Annotated in this window: 37 protein-coding genes; 2 read left to right on the top strand and 35 right to left on the bottom strand. The window is 47.9% G+C overall.

From position 1 onward, the window contains the following. Positions 1 to 47: 47 nt before the first annotated feature. Both AC2TF6_RS02855 and AC2TF6_RS02850 read right to left on the bottom strand, forming a co-directional pair. A complete protein-coding gene (locus tag AC2TF6_RS02855) occupies positions 48 to 278 on the bottom strand; it encodes a hypothetical protein (protein ID WP_009676794.1) in 231 nt (76 codons plus the stop codon). A gap of 152 nt (positions 279 to 430) precedes the next feature. Beyond that, positions 431 to 1,042, bottom strand: coding sequence for a stage II sporulation protein M (locus AC2TF6_RS02850; RefSeq protein ID WP_491309828.1), 612 nt, complete (start codon positions 1,040 to 1,042; stop codon positions 431 to 433). 100 nt (positions 1,043 to 1,142) lie between these two features. Here AC2TF6_RS02850 and pdaB point away from each other — a divergent pair, with 100 nt between their 5' ends. Then, positions 1,143 to 1,925, top strand: a complete 783-nt coding sequence (gene pdaB, locus AC2TF6_RS02845) for a polysaccharide deacetylase family sporulation protein PdaB (RefSeq protein ID WP_491309827.1) — start codon at positions 1,143 to 1,145, stop codon at positions 1,923 to 1,925. A gap of 146 nt (positions 1,926 to 2,071) precedes the next feature. Next, positions 2,072 to 2,881 (top strand): spore germination lipoprotein GerD, encoded by an 810-nt coding sequence (gene gerD / locus AC2TF6_RS02840; RefSeq protein WP_491309826.1) that lies wholly within the window; start codon positions 2,072 to 2,074, stop codon positions 2,879 to 2,881. 22 nt (positions 2,882 to 2,903) lie between these two features. On the opposite strand, the gene AC2TF6_RS02835 is transcribed toward gerD, so the two are convergent. From AC2TF6_RS02835 to rpsS, 33 genes are all read right to left on the bottom strand, one after another. Continuing rightward, the gene (locus AC2TF6_RS02835) at positions 2,904 to 4,013 is read right to left on the bottom strand and encodes an Mrp/NBP35 family ATP-binding protein (RefSeq protein ID WP_491309825.1); all 1,110 of its coding nucleotides are present in this window, start codon (positions 4,011 to 4,013) and stop codon (positions 2,904 to 2,906) included. Positions 4,014 to 4,064: 51 nt separating this feature from the next. Further along, positions 4,065 to 4,823, bottom strand: coding sequence for an N-acetylmuramoyl-L-alanine amidase CwlD (gene cwlD / locus AC2TF6_RS02830; protein WP_009676805.1), 759 nt, complete (start codon positions 4,821 to 4,823; stop codon positions 4,065 to 4,067). A gap of 67 nt (positions 4,824 to 4,890) precedes the next feature. After that, complete coding sequence (gene sat / locus AC2TF6_RS02825) at positions 4,891 to 6,072, bottom strand: sulfate adenylyltransferase (protein WP_491309824.1); 1,182 nt, start codon at positions 6,070 to 6,072, stop codon at positions 4,891 to 4,893. 46 nt (positions 6,073 to 6,118) lie between these two features. Then, positions 6,119 to 6,811, bottom strand: coding sequence for a phosphoadenylyl-sulfate reductase (locus AC2TF6_RS02820; protein ID WP_009676808.1), 693 nt, complete (start codon positions 6,809 to 6,811; stop codon positions 6,119 to 6,121). 269 nt (positions 6,812 to 7,080) lie between these two features. Further along, positions 7,081 to 7,473, bottom strand: coding sequence for a 30S ribosomal protein S9 (gene rpsI / locus AC2TF6_RS02815; protein WP_009676832.1), 393 nt, complete (start codon positions 7,471 to 7,473; stop codon positions 7,081 to 7,083). Between the two features lie 20 nt (positions 7,474 to 7,493). Beyond that, positions 7,494 to 7,931, bottom strand: coding sequence for a 50S ribosomal protein L13 (rplM, locus tag AC2TF6_RS02810; RefSeq protein ID WP_042235549.1), 438 nt, complete (start codon positions 7,929 to 7,931; stop codon positions 7,494 to 7,496). A gap of 174 nt (positions 7,932 to 8,105) precedes the next feature. Further along, complete coding sequence (truA, locus tag AC2TF6_RS02805; RefSeq protein WP_491309823.1) at positions 8,106 to 8,876, bottom strand: tRNA pseudouridine(38-40) synthase TruA; 771 nt, start codon at positions 8,874 to 8,876, stop codon at positions 8,106 to 8,108. A 123-nt stretch (positions 8,877 to 8,999) separates the two neighbouring features. Beyond that, positions 9,000 to 9,362: a 50S ribosomal protein L17 gene (rplQ, locus tag AC2TF6_RS02800; RefSeq protein WP_009676799.1), complete on the bottom strand. Its 363-nt coding sequence runs from the start codon at positions 9,360 to 9,362 to the stop codon at positions 9,000 to 9,002. A gap of 24 nt (positions 9,363 to 9,386) precedes the next feature. Then, positions 9,387 to 10,331 (bottom strand): DNA-directed RNA polymerase subunit alpha, encoded by a 945-nt coding sequence (locus AC2TF6_RS02795; RefSeq protein WP_326053525.1) that lies wholly within the window; start codon positions 10,329 to 10,331, stop codon positions 9,387 to 9,389. A gap of 122 nt (positions 10,332 to 10,453) precedes the next feature. Next, positions 10,454 to 10,849: a 30S ribosomal protein S11 gene (gene rpsK / locus AC2TF6_RS02790; protein WP_016423660.1), complete on the bottom strand. Its 396-nt coding sequence runs from the start codon at positions 10,847 to 10,849 to the stop codon at positions 10,454 to 10,456. 21 nt (positions 10,850 to 10,870) lie between these two features. Then, entirely contained in the window at positions 10,871 to 11,239 is a 369-nt protein-coding gene (gene rpsM, locus AC2TF6_RS02785; RefSeq protein WP_016423661.1) for a 30S ribosomal protein S13, read from the bottom strand. A 20-nt stretch (positions 11,240 to 11,259) separates the two neighbouring features. Next, positions 11,260 to 11,373, bottom strand: a complete 114-nt coding sequence (rpmJ, locus tag AC2TF6_RS02780) for a 50S ribosomal protein L36 (protein ID WP_003333770.1) — start codon at positions 11,371 to 11,373, stop codon at positions 11,260 to 11,262. An 88-nt stretch (positions 11,374 to 11,461) separates the two neighbouring features. Next, positions 11,462 to 11,680, bottom strand: coding sequence for a translation initiation factor IF-1 (infA, locus tag AC2TF6_RS02775; RefSeq protein WP_009676800.1), 219 nt, complete (start codon positions 11,678 to 11,680; stop codon positions 11,462 to 11,464). Between the two features lie 3 nt (positions 11,681 to 11,683). Beyond that, entirely contained in the window at positions 11,684 to 11,995 is a 312-nt protein-coding gene (locus tag AC2TF6_RS02770; RefSeq protein ID WP_491311582.1) for a KOW motif-containing protein, read from the bottom strand. 9 nt (positions 11,996 to 12,004) lie between these two features. Further along, on the bottom strand, positions 12,005 to 12,757 hold the full coding sequence (map, locus tag AC2TF6_RS02765) for a type I methionyl aminopeptidase (protein ID WP_218231795.1): 753 nt from the start codon (positions 12,755 to 12,757) through the stop codon (positions 12,005 to 12,007). Beyond that, positions 12,754 to 13,407, bottom strand: a complete 654-nt coding sequence (locus AC2TF6_RS02760; RefSeq protein WP_009676820.1) for an adenylate kinase — start codon at positions 13,405 to 13,407, stop codon at positions 12,754 to 12,756. The genes map and AC2TF6_RS02760 overlap by 4 nt, the downstream gene beginning before the upstream one ends. Positions 13,408 to 13,492: 85 nt before the next feature. After that, the gene (secY, locus tag AC2TF6_RS02755; protein ID WP_009676812.1) at positions 13,493 to 14,800 is read right to left on the bottom strand and encodes a preprotein translocase subunit SecY; all 1,308 of its coding nucleotides are present in this window, start codon (positions 14,798 to 14,800) and stop codon (positions 13,493 to 13,495) included. Beyond that, on the bottom strand, positions 14,800 to 15,240 hold the full coding sequence (rplO, locus tag AC2TF6_RS02750) for a 50S ribosomal protein L15 (protein WP_009676816.1): 441 nt from the start codon (positions 15,238 to 15,240) through the stop codon (positions 14,800 to 14,802). The genes secY and rplO overlap by 1 nt, the downstream gene beginning before the upstream one ends. A 31-nt stretch (positions 15,241 to 15,271) precedes the next feature. Beyond that, positions 15,272 to 15,457: a 50S ribosomal protein L30 gene (rpmD, locus tag AC2TF6_RS02745; RefSeq protein WP_009676811.1), complete on the bottom strand. Its 186-nt coding sequence runs from the start codon at positions 15,455 to 15,457 to the stop codon at positions 15,272 to 15,274. An 11-nt stretch (positions 15,458 to 15,468) separates the two neighbouring features. Continuing rightward, positions 15,469 to 15,966, bottom strand: a complete 498-nt coding sequence (gene rpsE, locus AC2TF6_RS02740; RefSeq protein WP_009676829.1) for a 30S ribosomal protein S5 — start codon at positions 15,964 to 15,966, stop codon at positions 15,469 to 15,471. A gap of 28 nt (positions 15,967 to 15,994) precedes the next feature. Then, positions 15,995 to 16,360 carry a 50S ribosomal protein L18 gene (rplR, locus tag AC2TF6_RS02735; protein ID WP_491309822.1) on the bottom strand — a complete coding sequence of 122 codons (366 nt, stop codon included), beginning with the start codon at positions 16,358 to 16,360 and terminating at the stop codon, positions 15,995 to 15,997. Positions 16,361 to 16,412: 52 nt separating this feature from the next. Next, entirely contained in the window at positions 16,413 to 16,955 is a 543-nt protein-coding gene (rplF, locus tag AC2TF6_RS02730; protein WP_009676801.1) for a 50S ribosomal protein L6, read from the bottom strand. 29 nt (positions 16,956 to 16,984) lie between these two features. Continuing rightward, a complete protein-coding gene (rpsH, locus tag AC2TF6_RS02725) occupies positions 16,985 to 17,383 on the bottom strand; it encodes a 30S ribosomal protein S8 (protein WP_009676818.1) in 399 nt (132 codons plus the stop codon). A gap of 32 nt (positions 17,384 to 17,415) precedes the next feature. Beyond that, a complete protein-coding gene (locus tag AC2TF6_RS02720) occupies positions 17,416 to 17,601 on the bottom strand; it encodes a type Z 30S ribosomal protein S14 (protein WP_040953112.1) in 186 nt (61 codons plus the stop codon). A 93-nt stretch (positions 17,602 to 17,694) separates the two neighbouring features. After that, positions 17,695 to 18,237: a 50S ribosomal protein L5 gene (gene rplE / locus AC2TF6_RS02715; RefSeq protein ID WP_042235534.1), complete on the bottom strand. Its 543-nt coding sequence runs from the start codon at positions 18,235 to 18,237 to the stop codon at positions 17,695 to 17,697. Positions 18,238 to 18,266: 29 nt separating this feature from the next. After that, on the bottom strand, positions 18,267 to 18,620 hold the full coding sequence (gene rplX, locus AC2TF6_RS02710) for a 50S ribosomal protein L24 (RefSeq protein WP_009676802.1): 354 nt from the start codon (positions 18,618 to 18,620) through the stop codon (positions 18,267 to 18,269). A 101-nt stretch (positions 18,621 to 18,721) separates the two neighbouring features. Beyond that, positions 18,722 to 19,090, bottom strand: a complete 369-nt coding sequence (gene rplN / locus AC2TF6_RS02705; RefSeq protein ID WP_009676804.1) for a 50S ribosomal protein L14 — start codon at positions 19,088 to 19,090, stop codon at positions 18,722 to 18,724. Between the two features lie 32 nt (positions 19,091 to 19,122). Continuing rightward, a complete protein-coding gene (gene rpsQ, locus AC2TF6_RS02700) occupies positions 19,123 to 19,386 on the bottom strand; it encodes a 30S ribosomal protein S17 (RefSeq protein WP_009676813.1) in 264 nt (87 codons plus the stop codon). Positions 19,387 to 19,412: 26 nt separating this feature from the next. Beyond that, positions 19,413 to 19,610: a 50S ribosomal protein L29 gene (gene rpmC / locus AC2TF6_RS02695; RefSeq protein ID WP_009676819.1), complete on the bottom strand. Its 198-nt coding sequence runs from the start codon at positions 19,608 to 19,610 to the stop codon at positions 19,413 to 19,415. Continuing rightward, positions 19,600 to 20,034, bottom strand: coding sequence for a 50S ribosomal protein L16 (gene rplP / locus AC2TF6_RS02690; protein ID WP_009676823.1), 435 nt, complete (start codon positions 20,032 to 20,034; stop codon positions 19,600 to 19,602). Before rplP ends, rpmC begins: the two co-directional genes overlap by 11 nt. Positions 20,035 to 20,036: 2 nt before the next feature. Beyond that, entirely contained in the window at positions 20,037 to 20,699 is a 663-nt protein-coding gene (gene rpsC / locus AC2TF6_RS02685) for a 30S ribosomal protein S3 (RefSeq protein ID WP_103998007.1), read from the bottom strand. Between the two features lie 13 nt (positions 20,700 to 20,712). Next, on the bottom strand, positions 20,713 to 21,045 hold the full coding sequence (rplV, locus tag AC2TF6_RS02680; RefSeq protein WP_016423663.1) for a 50S ribosomal protein L22: 333 nt from the start codon (positions 21,043 to 21,045) through the stop codon (positions 20,713 to 20,715). Between the two features lie 30 nt (positions 21,046 to 21,075). Further along, complete coding sequence (gene rpsS, locus AC2TF6_RS02675) at positions 21,076 to 21,354, bottom strand: 30S ribosomal protein S19 (protein WP_009676795.1); 279 nt, start codon at positions 21,352 to 21,354, stop codon at positions 21,076 to 21,078. Positions 21,355 to 21,375 lie beyond the last annotated feature (21 nt).

The following is a 21,375-nucleotide window of genomic DNA, read 5'->3' as shown; positions in this document are numbered from 1 at the left end:
TTTGTCGAATCAGCGAAATTTAATTTACCATGAAAGTTCAACTTAAGTCAAGACTTTTTTTGATGCTGGACCCGGTTCCTGGCGTATTTAGATATTTCCCTCGGCGAAGCAAGCCTGGCATACATCCGGAAGATAACCTTATATCGGGATTCTATAGCTTTCTTAATCTCCTCGTCCATTCTCTTATCGTTAAGATCGAAGAGCATTTCGTCTAATTCTTTTCTTAGCACATAGTCCAGTTCTCTGCATTCCCTGTCATTAAAAAGAAATCCAAGCATCAACTTATTCTAGCTCCCCTCAAAATCGACTCTGCATCCACAACAGCGAGAAGGCTCCTGCACCCATTCGGACGCAGGCAACCGTTCCGCTTTACTGTTATGCTCATGTTTTGTCATTTTTATGACGGGGTTCAAGAAAAATTTTACAATTGTTATCCTTTTAAAAGCCACAGAGTCACTGTGCTTTCCACGACAGCCGCAAGGAGCAACGTTCCTACGACAAGCAAAATTAACGGTCGGGTCAGCCTCATAACACGCTTAAACTCTGCCGCGGCGTTCCCGCTTCTTTTGGAAGAGAAGAGTCCCCCGATCATTTTGATAACAAGAATACCGAGTCGAAGTCCATAGGCGCAAGCTACGATAATAGCCGGAATCTCCAGAATTCCATGCGGCAGGATTCCTTTCAGAACATAAGTAAGGCTTTGCGCCTCCATCTGATATTGAATGACATACCCCAACAGCATCCCGTTTACCAGGAGCACCATTAAGGGAAGAATACCGAAAAACAATCCTAGGTATACAAACATCAATGACTTGATCGCATTGTTCAGAAAAATAACGATAAACAACCAGAGGTTAATATTTTCTTTGCCTTTAACCAGTTCCGAAATTTTCTCCAAGCCCTTCATCTGCTGGTCCAGAAAAGCCTGAAAGCGGTCCGGATACATAGTCCCCAGTACTAAACCGGCTGCGAAAACCAAAACGGAAGCAATCAGGTAATGCTTCATTTCTCCGAAATGCTTAAACAGCTCTCTCCACTTCAATTTCCTGTTCTCCTTTCTCTTTAACGCATAACTCGATGGTACGAGCATACATTTTACTAAGCCGGAATACAAGCCCAAGGAGAAGGAGGCCGGAGCAATCGTGAGCCATTTTTACGTCTTTAACGGCAAGAAAATAAAACAAGCCGTCTTTATCGGTGTCGCCGTAGTTTTCGCCGCAGGTATCGTCTATTCCGAACGGGGGAATATGGCCGTTTTTTCAAGCGGGGGTCCCGCGGCAATTTACAATGTCAAAACGGAAAAGAAACAGATCGCGTTGACGTTCGACATCTCGTGGGGGGAAACGCGTACAGATCCGATCCTGGATGTGCTGGAGCAAAAAGGTATCAAAAACGCGACGTTCTTTCTTTCCTCGCCCTGGAGCAAAAGCCACCCCGATATTGTAAACCGAATTATCAAGAACGGGTATGAGATCGGAAGTCACGGCCATAAGCATGTGAACTACAGCAGTCTGGGAGACGAAGAGATCCGCAAACAAATTCAGACCGCTGACGGAGTCCTAAAGGAGTTTATCGGCAAAAGTCCGAATCTGATTCGTATGCCCAACGGCGATTTCGACAAGCGGGTTCTCGGTATTGCGGACCAGCTAGGATATAAGGTTATTCAATGGGATACGGATTCGCTGGATTGGAAAAATCCCGGAGTGGATACCATTATCAACCGCGTTGTAAGTAAAGCACATCCCGGCGATATCGTTCTGCTTCATGCCAGCGACTCCTGTAAACAGACCCATGAGGCCCTTCCCGCCATTATCGACCAGCTTAAGAGCAAGGGGTATGAATTTGTGACAGTCACGGAGCTGATGAAACAGGCGCAGAGTGAAAATAAAGCCGTGGAAGAACAGTCGTTTAAACAGGTTTATTAACTCCCCGGTAACTGTACATACATTTTCTTGAAACGGCCAAATCCGCCCAACTTTCTCAGTAATCAACCATTTCATCCGTTTATGAAAAGGCTCCTCCCCACACATACTAACGGTACTAATTTAGGGGAAAGGAGCTTGTGTGCACAATGAATCGGAAAACAGTGCGTTATGTTCCTGCCTTAGTTGCAGTTATTCTCTTGGCTTCGTGCAGTTCCGACAATTCTTCACAGGGGTCTTCATCGTCCCAGGGCAATTATAAAGAAACCAAATCCATGGTGCTTGACATTCTAAAGTCGGACGAGGGCCGCGCGGCGATCGATAAAGCTGCTCGCTCCGGCTCATCTTCGGCAGGTTCGGGCAATTCCTCTGTCAGCATGTTGACCGACGGTCAAAAATTGCAGATGCAAACGGCGGTCAAGGATGTTCTGACCAGCACGGAAAGCAGTAAATTCGTAAGGGATATGATGAAAGACCCGCGTTTCGCCGGTGATTTCGCCAAGGCAGTGAGTACGCAGAATAAGCAGCTCCACAAGGATCTCATGAAAGATCCGGAGTATCAGAAACAGCTCCTGCAAGTTATGAAAAATCCGGAATACCAGCAGCTCATGATGGAACTGACCCGGACGACCCAGTACCGTCAGCAGATGATGAATGTCATTCAGGAATCATTCCAGAGCCCCTTGTTCCAAGCTCAGATGCTCACCATTATGAGAAAAGTAATGGAAGAGGGCATCATACCTAAAGGTGCCGGCGGCCAAGGAGGAAAAGGTGGCCAGGGCGGAGGACAAGGCGGTAAAGGCGGACAAGGATCCGGAGGCGAAGGCGGTCAACAGGGCCAGGGGGACCAAAAAAGTAAACAAGATCAAGGACAGGAAGGCGATCAAGGAGATCAAGGCCAGGATGAGAAGGAATCCCCGAACAAAAAGGGTAAGAAGGATCAGGACTCCGAATATTAAAAAAAGGACTGATGCTTGCGCATCAGTCCTTTTGAGTCTGTTGAACGACACTCCGTGCCAGCTCCAGATAAAGTTGGCCGGTGGTGGAATCTTCTTTGTAAACCGACGGGGAATAATCCGGTTCGGAAATATGATTGTCCGGTGCCCCCAATGGAATTTGGGCAAGCAATCGGGTATGCAGCTGTTCCGCCAGCATGCCTCCGCCGCCGCGGCCGAAGACATAGTCTTTCTCCCCGCATTTGGAGCACTCGTAGTAAGCCATGTTCTCCACCACACCGATAATCTCATGTTTGGTATGCACGGCCATGGCGCCCGCTCTGGCTGCTACAAAAGCGGCAGTAGCATGAGGGGTCGTAACTAGGATCTCTTTGCTTTGCGGCAGAAGCTGATGAATATCCAGCGCGATGTCGCCCGTACCGGGAGGCAGATCGAGCAGCAAGTAGTCCAGTTCTCCCCAGTCCACTTCGTGGAAGAAGTTATGGAGCATCTTGCCCAGCATAGGTCCACGCCAGATCACCGGCGAATTATCCTCCACAAAGAAACCCATGGAGATAACTTTAACGCCGAATTTTTCTACGGGGATAATCCGGTTATTAACAAGCTGAGGCTGTTCCTCTATTCCCATCATATCCGGAATACTGAAGCCGTAGATGTCCGCATCCATAATTCCCACTCTCTTACCTAGACGCGCCAAAGCAACAGCGAGATTCGCCGTTACGGTAGACTTCCCTACGCCGCCCTTACCGCTAGCGACGGCAATAAAATTGACGGGGGAATCGGGATTCAGCAAAGGAGCCGCTTCTTGTCCCGTTCCAGCATTGGTGCCGGCAGTCTCAACGCTTCCCGCCTCAGATGCACCCTCATAAGCGGAGAGCTGGTTTTTCTCATAATCCGTTATTTCACGAAAACGAATATGAACCCCTTCGGCTCCGATTTGGGACAAAGCGGATTCAATGCGTTCCTTTATACTTGCTTTGTAGCTTTCATCCGTAACGGACAAAACACACGTAAGAGAAACGCGGTTCTCTTTAATGACCACGTCTTTAACGAAGTTCAGTTCTACGATAGAAGCTCCGTAAGTCGGATCTGTTATAGGCTGAAGCGATTGCCGGATAAGCTCTTTGGTCACCATTTGTTCCACCTCGGTAGGCTTATTTCTGTTCAGATCATTATAACATACCGATTAGGACGAACGCACTTTCTCCCCGGAGAAATAACGCAGAATCGCTTGATAAACGGACGCGGCAACTTTCTTTTGATACTTATCGTCGGCCAGCAGCCTCGATTCCTCCGGATTGGATAAAAACCCGACTTCGACGAGCGCACTCGGCATTTTCAAGGTTTTCAGCAAATAAACGCCGGTATCGGCCTTCTTGGCGACGCGCTCCGTATTTTCCAGATTTTTTTTGAGTTCGTTCTGAATGAGTGTGGACAAGGTTGCGTTGTCCGGATGGTTCGGGTAGTAGAACGTTTGTGCGCCCCTCCATTTATCGGACGGAATGCTGTTCAAGTGGACGCTGATAAACAAGTCGGCTTTCTTGCCGTTTATGAATTCGGCTCGGCTTAACAAATCTTCTGTTTTCCGGCGGCTGAGTCCCTTCGTTCCCTCCTGGGCCAAATCCGTATCCGTTTCCCTTGTCATCACCACCATAGCGCCGGCCTGCTGCAAATAATCACGCAAATACAAAGTGATCGCGAGGTTGATATCCTTCTCTATTACGCCGGATTGGCTGATCGCCCCTCCGTCAGGGCCTCCGTGCCCGGCATCCAGAGCAATCGTCTTCCCTGAAAGAGGCATGGACCATTCGCTCCATGTTCGTGTCGAGGGCAGCTCGTAGGTGTACATAAAGGCCATCAGCATAACCAGCAGGGCCGCCATGATGATCTTAATGCCGCTGTCCCAGGTCAGCCATACGACAAACCTTTTTCTTGGTCTCCGCATGAAAAAATCCACCTCTGTTCCCCAATAGACTCCATTCATCTATATGGGACAGGGTGGACATTTATACCTACTGCGCGGACGTGCCTACAGGCTCTGACATGCCGTCTATGAGCACTTTCGCCACTTCCGGGCGTGTGAACTCCTGGGGCGGACATTGGCCGTCACGCAGCAAGGCGCGTACTTTCGTGCCCGACAGGTGCAGGTGGTCAGCTTTATCGTGCGGGCAAGTTTTGCTCGATGCCATATTCCCGCACTTCGTGCAGTAAAAGCTATGCTCGAAGAAAAGAGGCGTAATGCCGATTTCTTCCGGTGTAAAGTTACTGAAGATTTCCTGGGCTTCATAAGTACCGTAGTAATCGCCTACACCCGCATGGTCGCGGCCTACGATAAAATGGGTACAACCGTAGTTTTTGCGGACCAAAGCATGGAAAATCGCTTCCCGCGGACCCGCGTAACGCATGGCAGCCGGAAAAACACCGAGAAAAGCACGATCTGAAGGATAATAATTTTCAAGGAGAACGAAGTAGCTTTTCATCCGCACATCTGCGGAAATATCATCGGACTTGGTTTCGCCAACCAACGGATTCAGAAACAGGGCATCGACGATCTCCATAGCCGATTTTTGAATATATTCATGCGCCCGGTGGACCGGATTACGGGTTTGGAATCCTACGATAGTCCGCCAGTTCTTCTCGGCAAAAATTCGGCGAGTCTCGGCCGGATCGTAGTAAAAATCTTCGAACTTGGCCGGCTTCGGTCTATTTAATACCTGCACAGGGCCCCCGATATAGGTAGACGGCCTCGATAACAGTTTCTGAACGCCAGGATGCTCCTTATCGTCCGTTTTAAAGACTTGACGGGCTTCGAGCTGCTGATCGGCCTTGTAAATGCTGGTCACGTCTATAAGACCGTATACGACGCCGTCCTCTTCTCCCACCAAAGCTGCTCGCGTACCGACAGCGAGCTCCTCCGCAACGGCTTCTTCAACCGCCAGGGTTACAGGTATGCTCCATACGGTGCCATCCGCCAAACGCATGCGTTCGACAACCGAAAGGTAATCTTCTTCATTCAGAAAACCGGTTAGCGGGGAAAACGCTCCTACTCCAATAAGATCAAGGTCGGAAATGGCCCAATTGCTTATGCGAATTTGAGGCAGGTCGCCCGCCGCCGCAAGAAGTTGTTCGCGTTCGTTTCCCGTAACCAGGCGATTAATCAAAGTACCGCCGTGAGGCGCGATTGAAGATGGCATGGATGTCTCTCCTTTAGTCTTCTAATAATGTCGGTCGGTTTCTCATTTACTTGTGGAGTCCGCATTCCGTTTTGTCATTGCCTGCCCAGCGGCCCGCACGCGGGTCTTCACCCGGAGCGACTGGATTCGTGCAGTGGCTACAGCCGATACTAGGGAAGTTCTGGTCATGAAGAGCGTTATAAATAATACCGTTGGAACGAATATAATCCCAAACATCGTCCGATGTCCAGCCAGCAAGCGGGTTAAATTTAACAAGCCCGAACTTTACATCATATTCGACCTTTTTGGCATTTGCCCGGGTCGGAGCTTGGTCTCTGCGGATTCCCGTAATCCATGCGTCGTAATTTTTTAAAATGTCCGTTAAGGGATCCACCTTGCGTATGTTACAGCATTCGTTCGGAGCTGATAGCCACAGCTCGGCACCGTATTGAGCCGCTTGCTCTTCCAAAGTGAGCTTAGGCAGAACTTGAATAAAAGATTTTTGATAGTGATCCTCTAAACGATCTCTTGTATTGTACGTCTCCTGAAAATGCACATTAGTGTCCAGATAGAAAATGTCAGTTTCCGGGCTCACTTTGTGCAGCATATCCACCAAGACTACGTCTTCCGCACCAAAGCTGCAAGCGAGCGTAATGCTAGGGAATGTGTTAACCGCCCAACGAATAAGTTCTTCGGGTGACTGGTTCTCGAATTCCTCAGCGGCTTTGTTCACTAACGCTTCCTTTTCGAACAAATTCATATTTGTACCCTCCCATTTTAATTCCGAGTATCCTAATCTGTTTGGTTATTTTATTTCATTATAAATCACAACTTAGTGTTGTCAATAGCTTAGAGACGATCTTTTTATCATATTGAACAAAAGGTCGATAAGTTCGTGCGTTATCTCGGAATTCTAGAGTGTTATAACGAACGAGAAAAGGATCATTTATCCGGAACGGTCAAAAGAACACAAAAAAACCCTTCCGGTACATTTCTGTACCCAGAAGGGTTTGCTTTGCATAACCGATCTTAACGTTTCGAGAACTGAGGTGCACGACGAGCTGCTTTCAAGCCGTACTTCTTACGTTCTTTCATACGTGGATCACGAGTCAAGAATCCAGCGCGTTTCAGAGAACCGCGGAATTCAGGATCTGCTTTAAGCAGTGCGCGGGAGATGCCATGGCGGATTGCGCCGGCTTGTCCGCTCATTCCGCCACCGTTAGCCAGTACGAGTACATCGTACTTGCCAATTGTTTCGGTCAGCGTCAGAGGTTGTTTCACGATTAGTTTCAGCGTTTCCAGGCCGAAGTATTCGTTAAGGTCACGTTTGTTGATGATGATGCGTCCTTCGCCCGGTACTAGACGTACACGTGCTACCGAATGCTTACGACGACCGGTTCCGTAGTATTGAACTTGTGCCACAAGTCAGTCCTCCCTTTCAATTAACCCCGAAGTTCCCAAACTTCTGGTTGTTGTGCTTGGTGTGGATGTTCCGCGCCTGCATATACTTTCAGCTTCAGCTTCATGCTGTTGCCAAGACGTGTCTTAGGCAGCATGCCGTGAATAGCAAGTTCCAGTACACGCTCAGGCTTTTTGTTCAGCATATCTTGAGCTGTCGTAACTTTCAGACCACCTGGGTGCATCGAGTGACGGTAGTATTTCTTGTCTTGCAGTTTGTTGCCGGTCAGATGAATCTTCTCAGCGTTGATAATAATTACGAAATCTCCGGAATCCACGTGCGGGGTGAATTGCGGTTTGTGTTTGCCGCGGATAATGCTTGCAGCTTCACTAGCCAGACGTCCGAGCGTCTTGCCGGTAGCATCAATGATGTACCATTTGCGTTCAACTTCATTCGGCTTAGCCATATATGTGGTACGCATGCTCTGATCCTCCTAAAAATATATCTCCAAACTTTATTAACAAACATAGTCATAGGTTAAAATACGTCTTGAATCTTCGGGTGTTTTTGAAGTCGGGGCCGTGGGGTAGCCCTTCAAGAAACACCATCACATATTTTACAGCATAGTCCAGGGAATAGCAAGAATTAAATTACATTAATCCGCGTATTCTACATTCCACAGCATCAGCCCGTGGGCTTCGGCTGTCGGGCCCGCAAGCGCCCGGTTACGTCCCCTCAAAATCGCAGCCATTTCTTCGGCTGGGCGTTTGCCTTCCCCGATTTGTATCAATGTTCCCACGAGAATCCGGACCATGTTGTAGAGAAAACCGCTCCCGGTGAAATAAAAGCGAAGCTGTCCCGGTTGGTTGGGCTCGATAGACATTTGATCCGGTTCTTCAACGATCCAAGCGTCATAAATCGTACGAATACGCGATTCGGCTACGGTTTTGACCGAACAGAACGAGGAGAAGTCGTGCGTGCCTAGGATCGCCGCTAGAGCGTCTCTCATGGCATCCACATCCAAAGGGCTGTGATGGTGGAATTGGTATCGGCGCTGAAAAGTATCCGGTATCCGTGCAGTACGGATCGTATAGGAATAGGTTTTTCTTTTTGCCGACTTGCGGGCATGAAAAGATAAGGGCACTTCATCCGCACGAAGCGCAGCGATATCTTTCGGAAGCCTGGAATTAAGAGCAAGGCACCAGCGTTCTGCGGGGATCTGGGAGGCTGTAGTGAAGTTGATCACCTGAGCGCGGGCGTGAACGCCAGCGTCCGTCCGCCCTGATGAGGTGATCTTCACCGTCTCCCCGGACAGCATCCGAATGGCCCGTTCCAGATAATCCTGGACCGTATTGCCATGAGGCTGCGTCTGAAAACCCGAGTACGAGGTGCCGTCATAACTTACCGTTATTCTTATATTTCTCACGAAACCATACCCTCCGTATACCGAACGGACAGGTTGATCGGGAGGTGAGCACAATCCGGTCAGATTGCAAAAAAAGGGCTTCAGCAGAATCCAGAGATTCTGTCCACCCTTTCCCACCCTTCGTTACGCCCGGTCTACCAGTTCCAGATATACCATAGGAGCAGCATCTCCACGACGAGGTCCCAGTTTCAGGATACGTGTGTATCCACCTGGACGCTCCGCATAGCGAGTTGCCAGCTCGGAGAACAACTTCTGGATTGCATCCTGGTCTCCTGCGGTTTCACGACGAACAAATGCAGCTACTTGACGACGAGCATGCAGATCTCCACGTTTCGCTAATGTAATGAGCTTCTCGGCGATAGAGCGAACTTCTTTCGCTTTCGCTTCAGTTGTTTGAATGCGCTCGTTAATGAAAAGGTCCGTTACGAGGTCGCGGAACAATGCTTTCCGCGCACTGGAGTCACGGCCTAACTTTTGATATGCCATGTCTTAACCCTCCTTCTGAGGTGATTATTCTTCCGTACGCAGGCCAAGACCCAGCTCTTCGAGCTTCTCTTGAACTTCTTCAAGAGATTTACGGCCAAGGTTACGCACTTTCATCATATCTTCTTCGGTTTTGGTGATCAGCTCTTGCACGGTATTGATACCGGCACGCTTCAGGCAGTTGTAAGAACGAACGGAAAGATCCAGTTCCTCGATCGTCATCTCGAGAACTTTCTCTTTCTTATCTTCTTCTTTCTCTACCATGATCTCCGCATCTTTAGCTTCATCGGTTAATCCAACAAAGAGCATTAGGTGTTCCGTCAGAATCTTCGCACCAAGACTTACTGCTTCCTCAGGGCGAATACTTCCGTCCGACCACACTTCGAGGGTTAGTTTGTCGTAGTTCGTCACTTGGCCGACACGAGTGTTCTCTACCGTGTAGTTCACACGCGTGATCGGAGTGTAGATCGAGTCAACCGGAATGACGCCAATAAGCTGCTCATCCCGTTTGTTCTTATCAGCCGGAACATAACCGCGGCCTCTGGTCGCATGAATTCTCATATGAAGACGAGAGTCAGACGATAGAGTCGCGATATGAAGATCCGGGTTCAAGATCTCCACATCACTATCTCCGCGAATATCAGCAGCTGTGATTCTACCTTCTCCTTCGGCGTCGATCTCCAATACTTTTTCTTCGTCTGAATGGATTTTCAAAGAAAGACCTTTCAGATTCAGAATAATCTCCGTTACGTCCTCCATAACTCCCGGAATAGTCGAGAATTCATGGAGAACTCCGTCGATTTGTACGGAGCTAACCGCAGCACCCGGTAGTGAAGACAGTAAGATACGACGTAGTGAGTTACCTAATGTGGTCCCGTATCCGCGTTCCAGCGGTTCTACGACGAATTTGCCGTAAGCTCCGTCTTCGCTTAAAGATACGGTCTCTATTTTTGGCTTTTCGATTTCGATCATGAAATTAACCCTCCTTCAAAACGTCGTTACCCTGGAACATTTCCATAAACGATGTAGTATGCCTATCCTTCAACATCATTATTCACATGTTTAGAATATTTATACCACATGCCGACTTGAAATTACACGCGACGACGTTTTGGAGGACGGCAACCGTTATGCGGAATTGGTGTTACGTCCTTAATCAGGTTGACTTCGAGACCAGCAGCCTGCAAAGAACGAATTGCTGCTTCACGGCCGGCACCAGGGCCTTTAACCATGACTTCAACAACTTTCAGACCATGTTCCATAGCGGCTCTAGCTGCAGATTCAGCAGCCATTTGCGCAGCAAACGGAGTGCTTTTACGGGATCCTTTGAAGCCCAGGTTACCGGCACTTGCCCAGGAAAGCGCGTTTCCATGAGGATCCGTGATCGTTACGATTGTATTGTTGAATGTGGAACGGATGTGTGCCACACCGGATTCAATATTTTTACGGTCACGACGTTTCGTACGGACGACTTTTTTAGGTTTAGCCATTGTTCACTCTAACCCCCTTTATTATTTCTTCTTGTTAGCTACAGTCCGACGAGGACCTTTACGTGTACGAGCATTGGTTTTCGTGCGTTGACCACGAACAGGCAGGCCACGACGATGACGGATACCACGGTAGCATCCGATTTCAACCAGACGTTTGATGTTCAGAGCGATTTCGCGACGAAGGTCGCCTTCCACTTTGATCGTTTTGTCGATAACTTCACGAATTTTGCTTACTTCTTCTTCCGTAAGATCGCGAACACGAGTGGATGCGTCAACGCCAGTTTGGCTCAGAACTTTCTGAGAAGTCGTTTTACCGATACCAAAAATGTACGTCAATGCGATTTCAACGCGCTTGTCACGCGGTAAGTCTACACCAGCAATACGTGCCATTGTTGAACGTGCACCTCCTTTTAACCTTGTTTTTGTTTATGTTTCGGGTTTTCACAAATTACCATGACATTGCCTTTGCGACGAATGACTTTGCATTTTTCGCAGATCGGCTTGACCGACGGTCTTACCTTCATGTTTATTACCTCCTGAGAGTTTGCCACCGCAAACTTGCTTCGTAAGGGTTGGCCGCTATGTCGGCTAAGACTGCGGCGTTGCAGCTATTTATTTGAACCGATAGGTTATACGACCTCTCGTCAAGTCATATGGGGATAATTCTACAGTAACCTTGTCGCCAGGTAAAATCCGAATGAAGTGCATTCTGATCTTTCCGGAAACATGGGCCAAAATTTTATGTCCGTTCTCAAGCTCTACCTTAAACATTGCATTCGGAAGAGGTTCGATTACTGTACCTTCCACTTCAATTACATCTTCTTTAGCCACCGATTATTCTCCTTTCTCATCTGCCTCAGATTGTAGACTGTCGATAAACTTCTTCACCGCATGTCTTAACTTGGCATTCGTAACACGGCTGCTTTCCGTTAAACTTCTGGAAACTTCTCCGCTGATCTTGGACTGAAGCTGAAGATGCTGAACATTCTTCTTCTTCGGCTGGTCGAATCTGCGTTTATCACCATCGGCGATCCAAACCAATCTGGAATCCTCCGCTCGGATGATAATCGCATATTGACCTTGATCTTTGCCTCGGAGAATTTTTACGATTTGACCGGGCTGCGGCAGCTGTTCCTGATCTACCAATTCGGTCACCTATGCCTTCAGCTGGGTTAATATTTCATAACCGTCTGCCGTAATGGCAATGGTATGTTCGAAATGTGCACATAAGGAATTATCTACGGTAACTACGGTCCAATCATCCTCGAGTGTCTTTACGAATCGCTGTCCGACGTTCACCATAGGCTCGATTGCAAGTACCATACCGGGTTTAAGCCGGGGGCCTTTGTCCCGAATCCCATAGTTGGGAATCTGCGGATCTTCGTGAAGCTCCGTGCCGATCCCGTGACCGACATATTCACGAACAACCGAGAAACCCGCGTCTTCGATCACTTGCTGTATGGCGTGTGAGATCGTATACAGCCGAGCGTCCGGTTTGGCTTCCGCCAATCCGGCAAACAGCGAACGTTCAGTTACTTCCAGAAGTTTCTTTGCGGTTTCAGAAATTTCACCGACGCCATAAGTCCAGGCCGAATCACCATGATATCCTTTATATTGTGCCCCGATATCAATGCTGATAACGTCGCCTTCGACTAATTTGCGGCTGCCGGGAATGCCGTGCACCAATTCTTCATTAACTGAAGTGCAGATGCTGCCAGAGAAACCGTTGTAGCCTTTGAAAGAGGGTACGGCACCTTGACTGCGAATGTATTCCTCAGCGATTTTATCCAGGTCCTTAGTCGTAATGCCCGGACGAACCGATTCAGCCATCAACTTGTGGGTCTCGGCTACGATTCGACCTGCCTCACGCATAAGTTCCAACTCTACTTCGGACTTACAAATGATCATTCAGAATGACCTCGCAGCAATGAACTGATTTGGGAAGTTACATCCTCGATATCCTGCTCCCCATCAACCTCGCGCAATACGTTACGTTTCTGGTAGTACTCAAGAAGCGGTGCTGTCTTCGACGTGTATTCGTCCAAGCGGGTACCGACTTTCTCTTCCGTATCATCGGATCTCTGATACAATTCGCCGGAGCATTTGTCGCATACGCCTTCCTGCTTCGGAGGATTGAAAATCACGTGATACGTGGCGCCGCAGGATTTGCAGATACGGCGACCGGTCAGTCTGGCCAGCAGGAAGCTGCGATCCACTTTCAAATTAATGACGTGATCGATTCGCTTACCCAGAGATTGCAGGATCTCATCCAAGGCTTCCGCTTGAGCAATCGTACGCGGAAAACCATCGAGAAGAAATCCCTTGTCGCAATCCGGCTGCTGCAGACGTTCACGAACAATACCGTTAGTGATTTCGTCTGGAACAAGTTTGCCTTGATCGACATAGGATTTAGCTTCTATGCCGAGCGGCGTCCCTTGACTCATTGCCAATCTAAAGGCATCGCCGGTTGAAATGTGAGGAATCTGAAATTCGCTGACAATTTTCTCCGCCTGAGTACCTTTACCCGCACCCGGAGGACCCATAAATAAAACGTTCACGTTTTTCCCTCCTTCGGCACTTAGTAGTACGAACAGCACAATAGGTGCCGATGCCGCAACAAAGTGCCTACATCAGAACCTATTGCTATTTGTTGATAAATCCTTTGTAATGACGTTTGATCAGTTGGCTTTCTACTGTTTTCAACGTCTCCAATGCCACACCCACAAGGATGAGAAGTGAAGTTCCGCCGATCCGAACCGAAGTTGGCAGACCTGCCAGAGCCCCGAAGATCATTGGGAGAATCGAGATGAAAGCCAGGAAGAAGGCGCCGGACAAAGTAATTCTAGACATTACTCTTGTCAGGTAGCTGGAAGTTGGTTTTCCGGGACGAACGCCTGGAATATAACCGCCGTTCTTCTTCATTTGATCAGCCATTTGCACCGGATTAATCTGTACAAACGTGTAGAAATAGGTGAAGCCGACAATCAGTAGTACATATAGAGCAAGCGCAATCGGCGCCGAATTGTTAATGCTTAGATTCCGGATAATCCAATCCGCAAATGGATTCCCCGCCCAGAAACCTGCAATAATCGTCGGGAATTGAAGCAGTGATACGGCAAAGATGACCGGAATTACTCCTGCAGCATTCACTTTCATGGGAATGTGCGTGCTCTGTCCGCCGTACATTTTCCTCCCTACAACACGTTTAGCGTATTGTACGGGTATCTTCCGAACTCCCTGCTGAACGTAGATAACGCCAACGATAATGGCTACTACTACGATCAGAATGAGGACGATTTTCAAGATGTTCAGGAACAGGGCATCTCCTGCATTCGCAAACTGCGTCTGGTAAATCTGACTGATTCCTGTCGGAATAGCAGCTACGATTCCCGCGAAGATAATAATCGAAATCCCGTTTCCGATCCCTTTTTCAGTGATCTGCTCACCTAACCACATCAGGAACATCGTTCCTGCCGTCAAGACAATCGCTATCAGAGAGTAGGTAGCAAAGCTAGGATTGATCACAAGCCCCTGGAAGGAGTTATTAAACATGATCGCATATCCATAAGCTTGAATCACGCCAAGCACAACCGTTAAGTAGCGAGTAAGCTGGGCCGATTTCTTTCTCCCCACTTCTCCCTCTTTCGCCCACTGTGTAAGCCTTGGAACAACGTCCATGGACAGTAGTTGAACGATAATCGAAGCCGTAATGTACGGAAAGATCGACATCGAGAAGATGGAGAACTGGAAAAGCGCTCCGCCGGAGAAAGTATTCAGCAGCCCGAACACGCTATTCTGGTTGGCCTGATCCTGCAGCTTCAGAAGCTCTGCATTGATATTGGGAACCGGAATGAAGGCACCGATTCTGTAGATGATTAACACGAGAAGCGTGAAAATGATTCTCTTACGCAAATCCTCTACTTTAAAGATGTTGGACAGGGTCCGGAACATTAAATCACCTCGGATTGACCGCCGGCAGCCTGGATTTTATCTACCGCAGATTGGGAAAACTTGTTCGCCTTAACTGTAAGCTTTACAGTGAGTTCGCCGTTTCCAAGAATCTTAATTCCATCTTTAGGTGATTTTACAACACCCGTTTCCATCAGAAGCTCAGGAGTTACTTCCGTACCAGCTTCGAACTTATTCAGGTCTTCCAGGTTAACGATAGCAAATTCCTTACGCGTTGGGTTCACGAAACCACGCTTAGGGAGACGACGGTAAAGTGGGTTTTGTCCACCTTCAAAGCCTGGACGAACACCACCGCCGGAACGGGCGTTCTGACCTTTGTGACCGCGTCCGGAAGTTTTTCCGAGTCCGCTACCTACACCGCGACCGAGACGCTTGCGAGTGTGGCGTGCGCCTTCTGCAGAGCTCAGCTCATGTAATTTCATAGTTGCACCTCCTCCAGATTGAATGTGTTACTTATGCTTGAATTTCTTTAACTTCGATAAGGTGGCTGACTTGATTAATCATACCACGGATTGCTTCATTGTCGCTTTGAACAACAGAATGGTTCAGCTTTCTGAGACCAAGAGCCTGAACCGTCTTCTTCTGTGTTTCTGGACGTCCGATCAGACTACGCTTAAGGGTAATTTGAAGTTTAGACATGTTTATCCTCCTTAACCCATCAACTCTTCAACGGTTTTGCCGCGAAGTTTGGCTACTTCTTCCGCTTTCTTCAGACGGGAAAGACCTTCTAAAGTAGCGTTCACCATGTTCATGGAGTTCGAAGAACCCAGGGATTTTGTTAAAATGTCGCCAACGCCAGCAAGTTCGAGTACTGCACGAACAGGGCCGCCAGCAATAACACCGGTACCTTCAGATGCTGGTTTCAGCAGCACACGTCCAGCGCCGAAATGACCAGTTACAAGGTGAGGAATCGTAGTTCCAACGATAGGAACGTGGACGAGGTTCTTCTTAGCATCTTCGATTCCTTTGCGGATTGCATCAGGAACTTCGGAAGCTTTACCGATACCAGCGCCGACATAGCCGTTACCATCGCCTACTACGACAAGAGCGCTAAAGCTAAAGCGACGTCCGCCCTTTACAACTTTAGCAACGCGATTAATATGAACAACTTTTTCAGTCAGCTCTAAAGTGTTAGGATCTACACGCAAGTCGTTTACCTCCTTATGAGATGTTTTCTTAGAATTCTAGACCAGCTTCACGAGCTGCTTCGGCCAGAGCCTGAACACGTCCGTGATAGAGATATCCGCCGCGGTCAAATACTACTTGGCTCACGCCTTTTTCTTTCGCACGATTCGCAACCAGTTCGCCGACTTTACGAGCGGCTTCGACGTTTCCGCCTTTGCCAACCTCTTTAAGCTCTTTGTCCTGAGTGGATGCCGATGCCACTGTTACTCCGTTCACATCGTCAATGATTTGCGCATACATGTGCTTTTCAGAGCGGAAAATGTTCAAGCGAGGACGTGCTGTCGTCCCTTGAATTTTCTTACGAACACGCAGATGTCTTTTCAGACGTGCTTTATTCTTATCGCCTTTAGTAATCATGGGTTGCACTCCTTTCATCTATATTCCGATGTCAGGCCGGCCTTAGGCCGCCTTACTTCTTCTTACCAGCTTTACCTTCTTTGCGGATAATGCGTTCGCCTTCGTACTTAATACCTTTACCTTTATACGGCTCAGGTTCACGAACGGCACGGATTTTGGCAGCAGTTGCGCCAACGAGTTCTTTATCGATCCCTTTAACAATCACTTTCGTGTTGCTAGGTACGTCGAATTCGATTCCGCCTTCAGGGTTGATTTCAACCGGGTGAGAGTAACCTACGTTCAGGACGAGTTTGTTTCCGGTTTTGTTAGCACGGTAACCTACGCCAACAAGCTCCAGATTCTTCTCGAAACCTTGCGTTACTCCTGTAACCATGTTGTTCAATACGCTGCGAGTCGTGCCGTGCAGGGAACGATGCAGTTTATGATCAGAAGGTCTTTCAACCGTAATGACATTGTCTTGTACGGATACCTTCATATCTTTGTGAAGTTCGCGGGAAAGGGTTCCTTTCGGTCCTTTTACCGTGATTGTCGTGTTCTCAAGCTTTACGTCAACGCCACTTGGAACAGTAATTGGTTTGCGACCAATACGAGACATGTTTGCACCTCCATTCAATCGAGTCTAAATTACCAAACGTAGCAGAGAACCTCTCCGCCGGATTTTGCTTGACGAGCGTCTTTGTCCGTCATCACGCCACCGGAAGTGGAGATGATAGCGATACCCAGACCGCCAAGTACCCGAGGGATCTCTTGGGATTTTGTGTATACGCGAAGACCAGGTTTGCTGATACGTTTCAAACCGGTGATTACGCGCTCGTTATTCGGACCGTATTTTAGGAACAAGCGGATGATGCCCTGCTTGTTATCTTCTACGAATTCAGCGTCACGGATGAAACCTTCATTTTTGAGGATTTCAGCAATCTCTTTCTTGATCTTGGATGCCGGAATTTCTACCGTCTCGTGACGAACAATGTTTGCATTACGAATGCGTGTAAGCATATCTGCAATTGGATCAGACATAACCATGGATGTGAACCTCCTTCCCGAAAATAAGTGGATTACCAGCTTGCTTTACGCACACCTGGAATCTGGCCTTTATATGCTAGTTCACGGAAACAAATTCTGCAAATTTTAAATTTGCGGAGAACGGAATGCGGGCGGCCGCAACGTTCGCAGCGAGTATACGCCTGCACTTTGAACTTAGGGGGACGTTGTTGCTTGATTTTCATCGAAGTTTTTGCCACTTAAATTACACCTCCTACAAGTTTTCGCCTGAAAACTCTCTCCGATCATTATCGGCAGGGGCTTCCTTCCGAAAGCTCCGTGATGATTGGTTCTTACTTCACAAACGGCATTCCGAGTTGGGTAAGCAGTTCACGAGCTTCTTCGTCCGTATTCGCAGTCGTTACGATTACGATGTCCATACCACGAACTTTATCAATTTGATCGTATTCGATCTCTGGGAAGATCAATTGTTCTTTAAGACCAAGCGTGTAGTTACCGCGTCCGTCGAACGCTTTGGAGGAAACTCCACGGAAGTCACGTACGCGCGGAAGCGATACGTTGAACAATTTGTCCAGGAATTGATACATGCGTTGGCCGCGCAGTGTTACTTTAACGCCGATCGGCATGTTTTCACGAAGTTTGAAACCCGCGATGGATTTCTTCGCACGAGTGATTACCGGTTTTTGACCCGCAATTTTTTGCAGATCCTCTACGGCACTGTCGAGCACCTTGGAGTTCGATACAGCCTCACCAACCCCCATGTTGATGACTACTTTCTCGATCTTAGGAACTTGCATAACAGTGGTGTAGTTAAACTTCTGCATCAGAGCAGGAGTGATTTCATTCAAGAAACGATCTTTCATTCTTGCTGCCATTCTGGTGCCTCCTTTCCGCACTTAGTCGATTAATCGATAGCTTCGCCGGATTTTTTCGCAATACGTACTTTAGTTCCGTTCTCAAGGACCTTGTAACCTACACGAGTCGGTTTGCCGCTCTTAGGATCCACGAGCATTACGTTGGAAGCGTGAATTGCAGCTTCTTGAGTAATGATTCCGCCTTGAGGATTTTGCTGGGAAGGTTTAGCATGTTTCTTGATCATGTTCACGCCTTCGACCAGAACACGATTTTCACGCGGGTAAGCTGCGAGAACGCGACCTTTCTTACCTTTGTCTTTGCCGGAGATAACAAAAACTGTGTCGTCTTTCTTTACATGCAGTTTATGGTTATGAGACTCAAGTCTCTTTTTCGTTCTTGGCATGTTGATTACACCTCCTAAGCTTTCGTATGAAAGCTAACTTCGTAAGAGCTGCCGGACTTTCCAGAAGAAAGCCGCGCCGCAATTTAATTGAGCTGCCTGTGTTAGATAACCTCAGGAGCAAGAGAAACGATCTTCATGAAGTCTTTATCACGAAGTTCACGAGCAACTGGTCCGAAAATACGAGTTCCACGAGGGCTCTTATCATCTTTTACGATAACTGCCGCGTTCTCATCAAATGTGATGTAAGATCCGTCTTTACGACGAGCGCCGCTCTTAGTACGAACGATTACCGCTTTGACTACATCACCTTTTTTGACAACGCCCCCTGGTGTTGCTTCTTTCACAGAGCAGATGATCAAATCACCGATATTGCCTACACGACGACCAGTACCGCCAAGCACACGAATGCACATCAGCTGTTTCGCACCGGAGTTGTCCGCAACCTTCAAACGAGATAATGGTTGAATCATGTTAGTCCCTCCTTTCGGATTATACCTGTTGGTTAAACAATAACTGCTTTTTCAACGATCTCAACGAGACGGAAACGCTTGTCTTTAGACAATGGGCGAGTTTCCATGATTTTCACGGTGTCGCCAATTTGCGCTTCATTGTTCTCATCGTGAGCTTTAAACTTCTTCGTATATTTAATCCGCTTGTGGTACAAGTCGTGTTTTTTGTAAGTTTCCACGGCAACAACGATGGTTTTATCCATTTTGTCGCTGACCACTTTACCGGTTTGGACTTTACGTTCGTTACGCTCTGCCATATACGAGCCCTCCCTTCTGAATTTGCTTAACCAATCCCGAGTTCTCTTTCACGCAAAACTGTTTTCGCACGGGCGATTTCTTTGCGCAGCTTCTGAATTTGAACCGGGTTATCCAGTTGTCCGGTAGCTAGTTGAAAACGGAGGTTAAAAAGTTCTTCCTTGAAACCGTTAATTCTTTGTTCAATCTCAGCAGTGGTTAAGTTGCGGAATTCACTAGCCTTCATGTGCTTCACCACCCACTTCTTCTTTCTTCACGAACTTACATTTAACGGGAAGCTTGTGCATAGCAAGACGCATAGCTTCGCGAGCAACTTCTTCGCTAACACCGGCAAGTTCGAACATAACTTTACCTGGTTTCACTACGCTGACCCACTTCTCAACGTTACCTTTACCGCTACCCATCCGAACTTCAAGAGGCTTTTGGGTGATAGGTTTCGAAGGGAAGATTTTGATCCACACTTTACCGCCACGCTTGATGTAACGAGTCATGGCAATACGTGCTGCTTCGATCTGACGGTTTGTAATCCACGCAGGCTCAAGAGCCTGGAGACCGTATTCACCGAACACAACTTCAGTGCCGCCTTTAGCGCGACCTCTCATTTTACCGCGGTGTTCTTTGCGGTGTTTTACACGTTTAGGTACTAACATGATTAGTTGCCTCCTTCCGATTGAGCCTTTTTCTTAGCTGTCGGAAGTACCTCTCCACGATAGATCCATACTTTCACGCCGATCCGTCCGTAGGTCGTGTGCGCTTCAGCTGTACCATAATCGATATCCGCACGAAGCGTGTGGAGTGGAACTGTTCCTTCGCTGTATCCTTCCGTACGGGCAATCTCCGCTCCGCCCAGACGACCGCTGGTCGAAACTTTAATTCCTTTAGCTCCCGCTCTTTGCGTTCTTTGCATCGCTTGTTTCATAGCACGACGGAAAGATACGCGGCGCTCAAGCTGTTGTGCAATGCTTTCTGCAACGAGGACAGCGTCGAGCTCAGGGTTTTTCACTTCTGCAATGTTGATGTGTACTTTCTTACCTGTCATGTTGGCAATGTAGTTGCGGATGTTTTCAACTTCCGATCCACCTTTACCGATAACCATACCAGGCTTAGCTGTATGAATCGTCACGTTAACGCGATTAGCCGCGCGCTCGATATCGATATGGGACACTGCAGAATCTTTCAGCTTGTTCTTCAGATATTCACGAATTTTAACGTCTTCCATCAGCAGGTCGCCGAAATCTTTCTCAGCATACCACTTGGATTCCCAATCGCGAATAATACCAATTCTAAGACCCACCGGGCTTACTTTTTGACCCACACGTTATCCCTCCTTATTTCTCAGATACCACAACAGTGATGTGGCTGGTACGTTTATTGATACGGCTTGCACGACCCATCGCACGAGGGCGGAATCTTTTCATGATTGGACCGTGGTTCACATAAACTTCACTAATAACAAGTTTGTTAGGATCCATCGAATAGTTGTGCTCAGCGTTGGCAATTGCGGAGTTCAGCACTTTCTCCACGATCGGAGAAGCTGACTTTGGAGTATGGCGAAGGATTGCAACCGCGTCGCCTACTTGTTTACCGCGAATCAAGTCAATTACCAGCTGCACTTTGCGAGGAGCGATCCGAACGAATTTAGCAGCAGCTTTAGCTTGCATAGTAGTACCTCCTCTCAGTAAAAATAACGATTAGCGCTTGCCTGTTTTCTTGTCGTCATCGTGACCTTTGTACGTACGAGTTGGTGCAAACTCACCGAGTTTGTGTCCGACCATATCTTCCGTTACGTATACAGGCACATGTTTTCTTCCGTCATACACCGCGATTGTATGGCCTACGAATTGCGGGAAAATCGTAGAACGACGAGACCAAGTTTTAATTACCGTTTTCTTGCTCGACTCATTCAGTTCTTCGACCTTTTTCATCAGGTGTCCGTCGATAAAAGGACCTTTTTTCAAGCTGCGACCCATTGAAGCCCCTCCCTTCTCTGA

The sequence above is a fragment of the Paenibacillus sp. JNUCC 35 genome, from assembly GCF_058269095.1.
The sequence above is the reverse complement of the archived record's forward strand: the minus strand, read 5'-3'. Positions and strand labels throughout refer to the sequence as shown.

What these genes read in the sequence shown, in the direction of transcription:
- rplE (WP_042235534.1), bottom strand. Translation starts at nt 18,237, where the DNA reads ATGGCAGCAAGAATGAAAGATCGTTTCTTGAATGAAATCACTCCTGCT.
- AC2TF6_RS02855 (WP_009676794.1), bottom strand. Translation starts at nt 278, where the DNA reads ATGCTTGGATTTCTTTTTAATGACAGGGAATGCAGAGAACTGGACTAT.
- map (WP_218231795.1), bottom strand. Translation starts at nt 12,757, where the DNA reads ATGATCATTTGTAAGTCCGAAGTAGAGTTGGAACTTATGCGTGAGGCA.
- rplM (WP_042235549.1), bottom strand. Translation starts at nt 7,931, where the DNA reads ATGCGTACCACATATATGGCTAAGCCGAATGAAGTTGAACGCAAATGG.
- rplF (WP_009676801.1), bottom strand. Translation starts at nt 16,955, where the DNA reads ATGTCTCGTATTGGTCGCAAACCAATTACTGTTCCAAGTGGCGTTGAC.
- rpsM (WP_016423661.1), bottom strand. Translation starts at nt 11,239, where the DNA reads ATGGCACGTATTGCTGGTGTAGACTTACCGCGTGACAAGCGCGTTGAA.
- rplR (WP_491309822.1), bottom strand. Translation starts at nt 16,360, where the DNA reads ATGATTACTAAAGGCGATAAGAATAAAGCACGTCTGAAAAGACATCTG.
- rplV (WP_016423663.1), bottom strand. Translation starts at nt 21,045, where the DNA reads ATGCAAGCTAAAGCTGCTGCTAAATTCGTTCGGATCGCTCCTCGCAAA.
- rpsH (WP_009676818.1), bottom strand. Translation starts at nt 17,383, where the DNA reads ATGGTTATGTCTGATCCAATTGCAGATATGCTTACACGCATTCGTAAT.
- rpmC (WP_009676819.1), bottom strand. Translation starts at nt 19,610, where the DNA reads ATGAAGGCTAGTGAATTCCGCAACTTAACCACTGCTGAGATTGAACAA.
- secY (WP_009676812.1), bottom strand. Translation starts at nt 14,800, where the DNA reads ATGTTCCGGACCCTGTCCAACATCTTTAAAGTAGAGGATTTGCGTAAG.
- cwlD (WP_009676805.1), bottom strand. Translation starts at nt 4,823, where the DNA reads ATGCGGAGACCAAGAAAAAGGTTTGTCGTATGGCTGACCTGGGACAGC.
- rplQ (WP_009676799.1), bottom strand. Translation starts at nt 9,362, where the DNA reads ATGGCATATCAAAAGTTAGGCCGTGACTCCAGTGCGCGGAAAGCATTG.
- AC2TF6_RS02835 (WP_491309825.1), bottom strand. Translation starts at nt 4,013, where the DNA reads ATGGTGACCAAAGAGCTTATCCGGCAATCGCTTCAGCCTATAACAGAT.
- rplP (WP_009676823.1), bottom strand. Translation starts at nt 20,034, where the DNA reads ATGTTAGTACCTAAACGTGTAAAACACCGCAAAGAACACCGCGGTAAA.
- AC2TF6_RS02820 (WP_009676808.1), bottom strand. Translation starts at nt 6,811, where the DNA reads ATGAATTTGTTCGAAAAGGAAGCGTTAGTGAACAAAGCCGCTGAGGAA.
- rplO (WP_009676816.1), bottom strand. Translation starts at nt 15,240, where the DNA reads ATGAAATTACATGAGCTGAGCTCTGCAGAAGGCGCACGCCACACTCGC.
- rpsK (WP_016423660.1), bottom strand. Translation starts at nt 10,849, where the DNA reads ATGGCTAAACCTAAAAAAGTCGTCCGTACGAAACGTCGTGACCGTAAA.
- rpsQ (WP_009676813.1), bottom strand. Translation starts at nt 19,386, where the DNA reads ATGGCAGAGCGTAACGAACGTAAAGTCCAAACCGGTAAAGTGGTCAGC.
- sat (WP_491309824.1), bottom strand. Translation starts at nt 6,072, where the DNA reads ATGCCATCTTCAATCGCGCCTCACGGCGGTACTTTGATTAATCGCCTG.
- rpmD (WP_009676811.1), bottom strand. Translation starts at nt 15,457, where the DNA reads ATGTCTAAACTTCAAATTACCCTTAAGCGTAGTCTGATCGGACGTCCA.
- AC2TF6_RS02795 (WP_326053525.1), bottom strand. Translation starts at nt 10,331, where the DNA reads ATGATCGAAATCGAAAAGCCAAAAATAGAGACCGTATCTTTAAGCGAA.
- rpmJ (WP_003333770.1), bottom strand. Translation starts at nt 11,373, where the DNA reads ATGAAGGTAAGACCGTCGGTCAAGCCGATCTGCGAAAAATGCAAAGTC.
- gerD (WP_491309826.1), top strand. Translation starts at nt 2,072, where the DNA reads ATGAATCGGAAAACAGTGCGTTATGTTCCTGCCTTAGTTGCAGTTATT.
- rpsS (WP_009676795.1), bottom strand. Translation starts at nt 21,354, where the DNA reads ATGGGTCGCAGCTTGAAAAAAGGTCCTTTTATCGACGGACACCTGATG.
- rplN (WP_009676804.1), bottom strand. Translation starts at nt 19,090, where the DNA reads ATGATTCAACCATTATCTCGTTTGAAGGTTGCGGACAACTCCGGTGCG.
- rplX (WP_009676802.1), bottom strand. Translation starts at nt 18,620, where the DNA reads ATGCCAAGAACGAAAAAGAGACTTGAGTCTCATAACCATAAACTGCAT.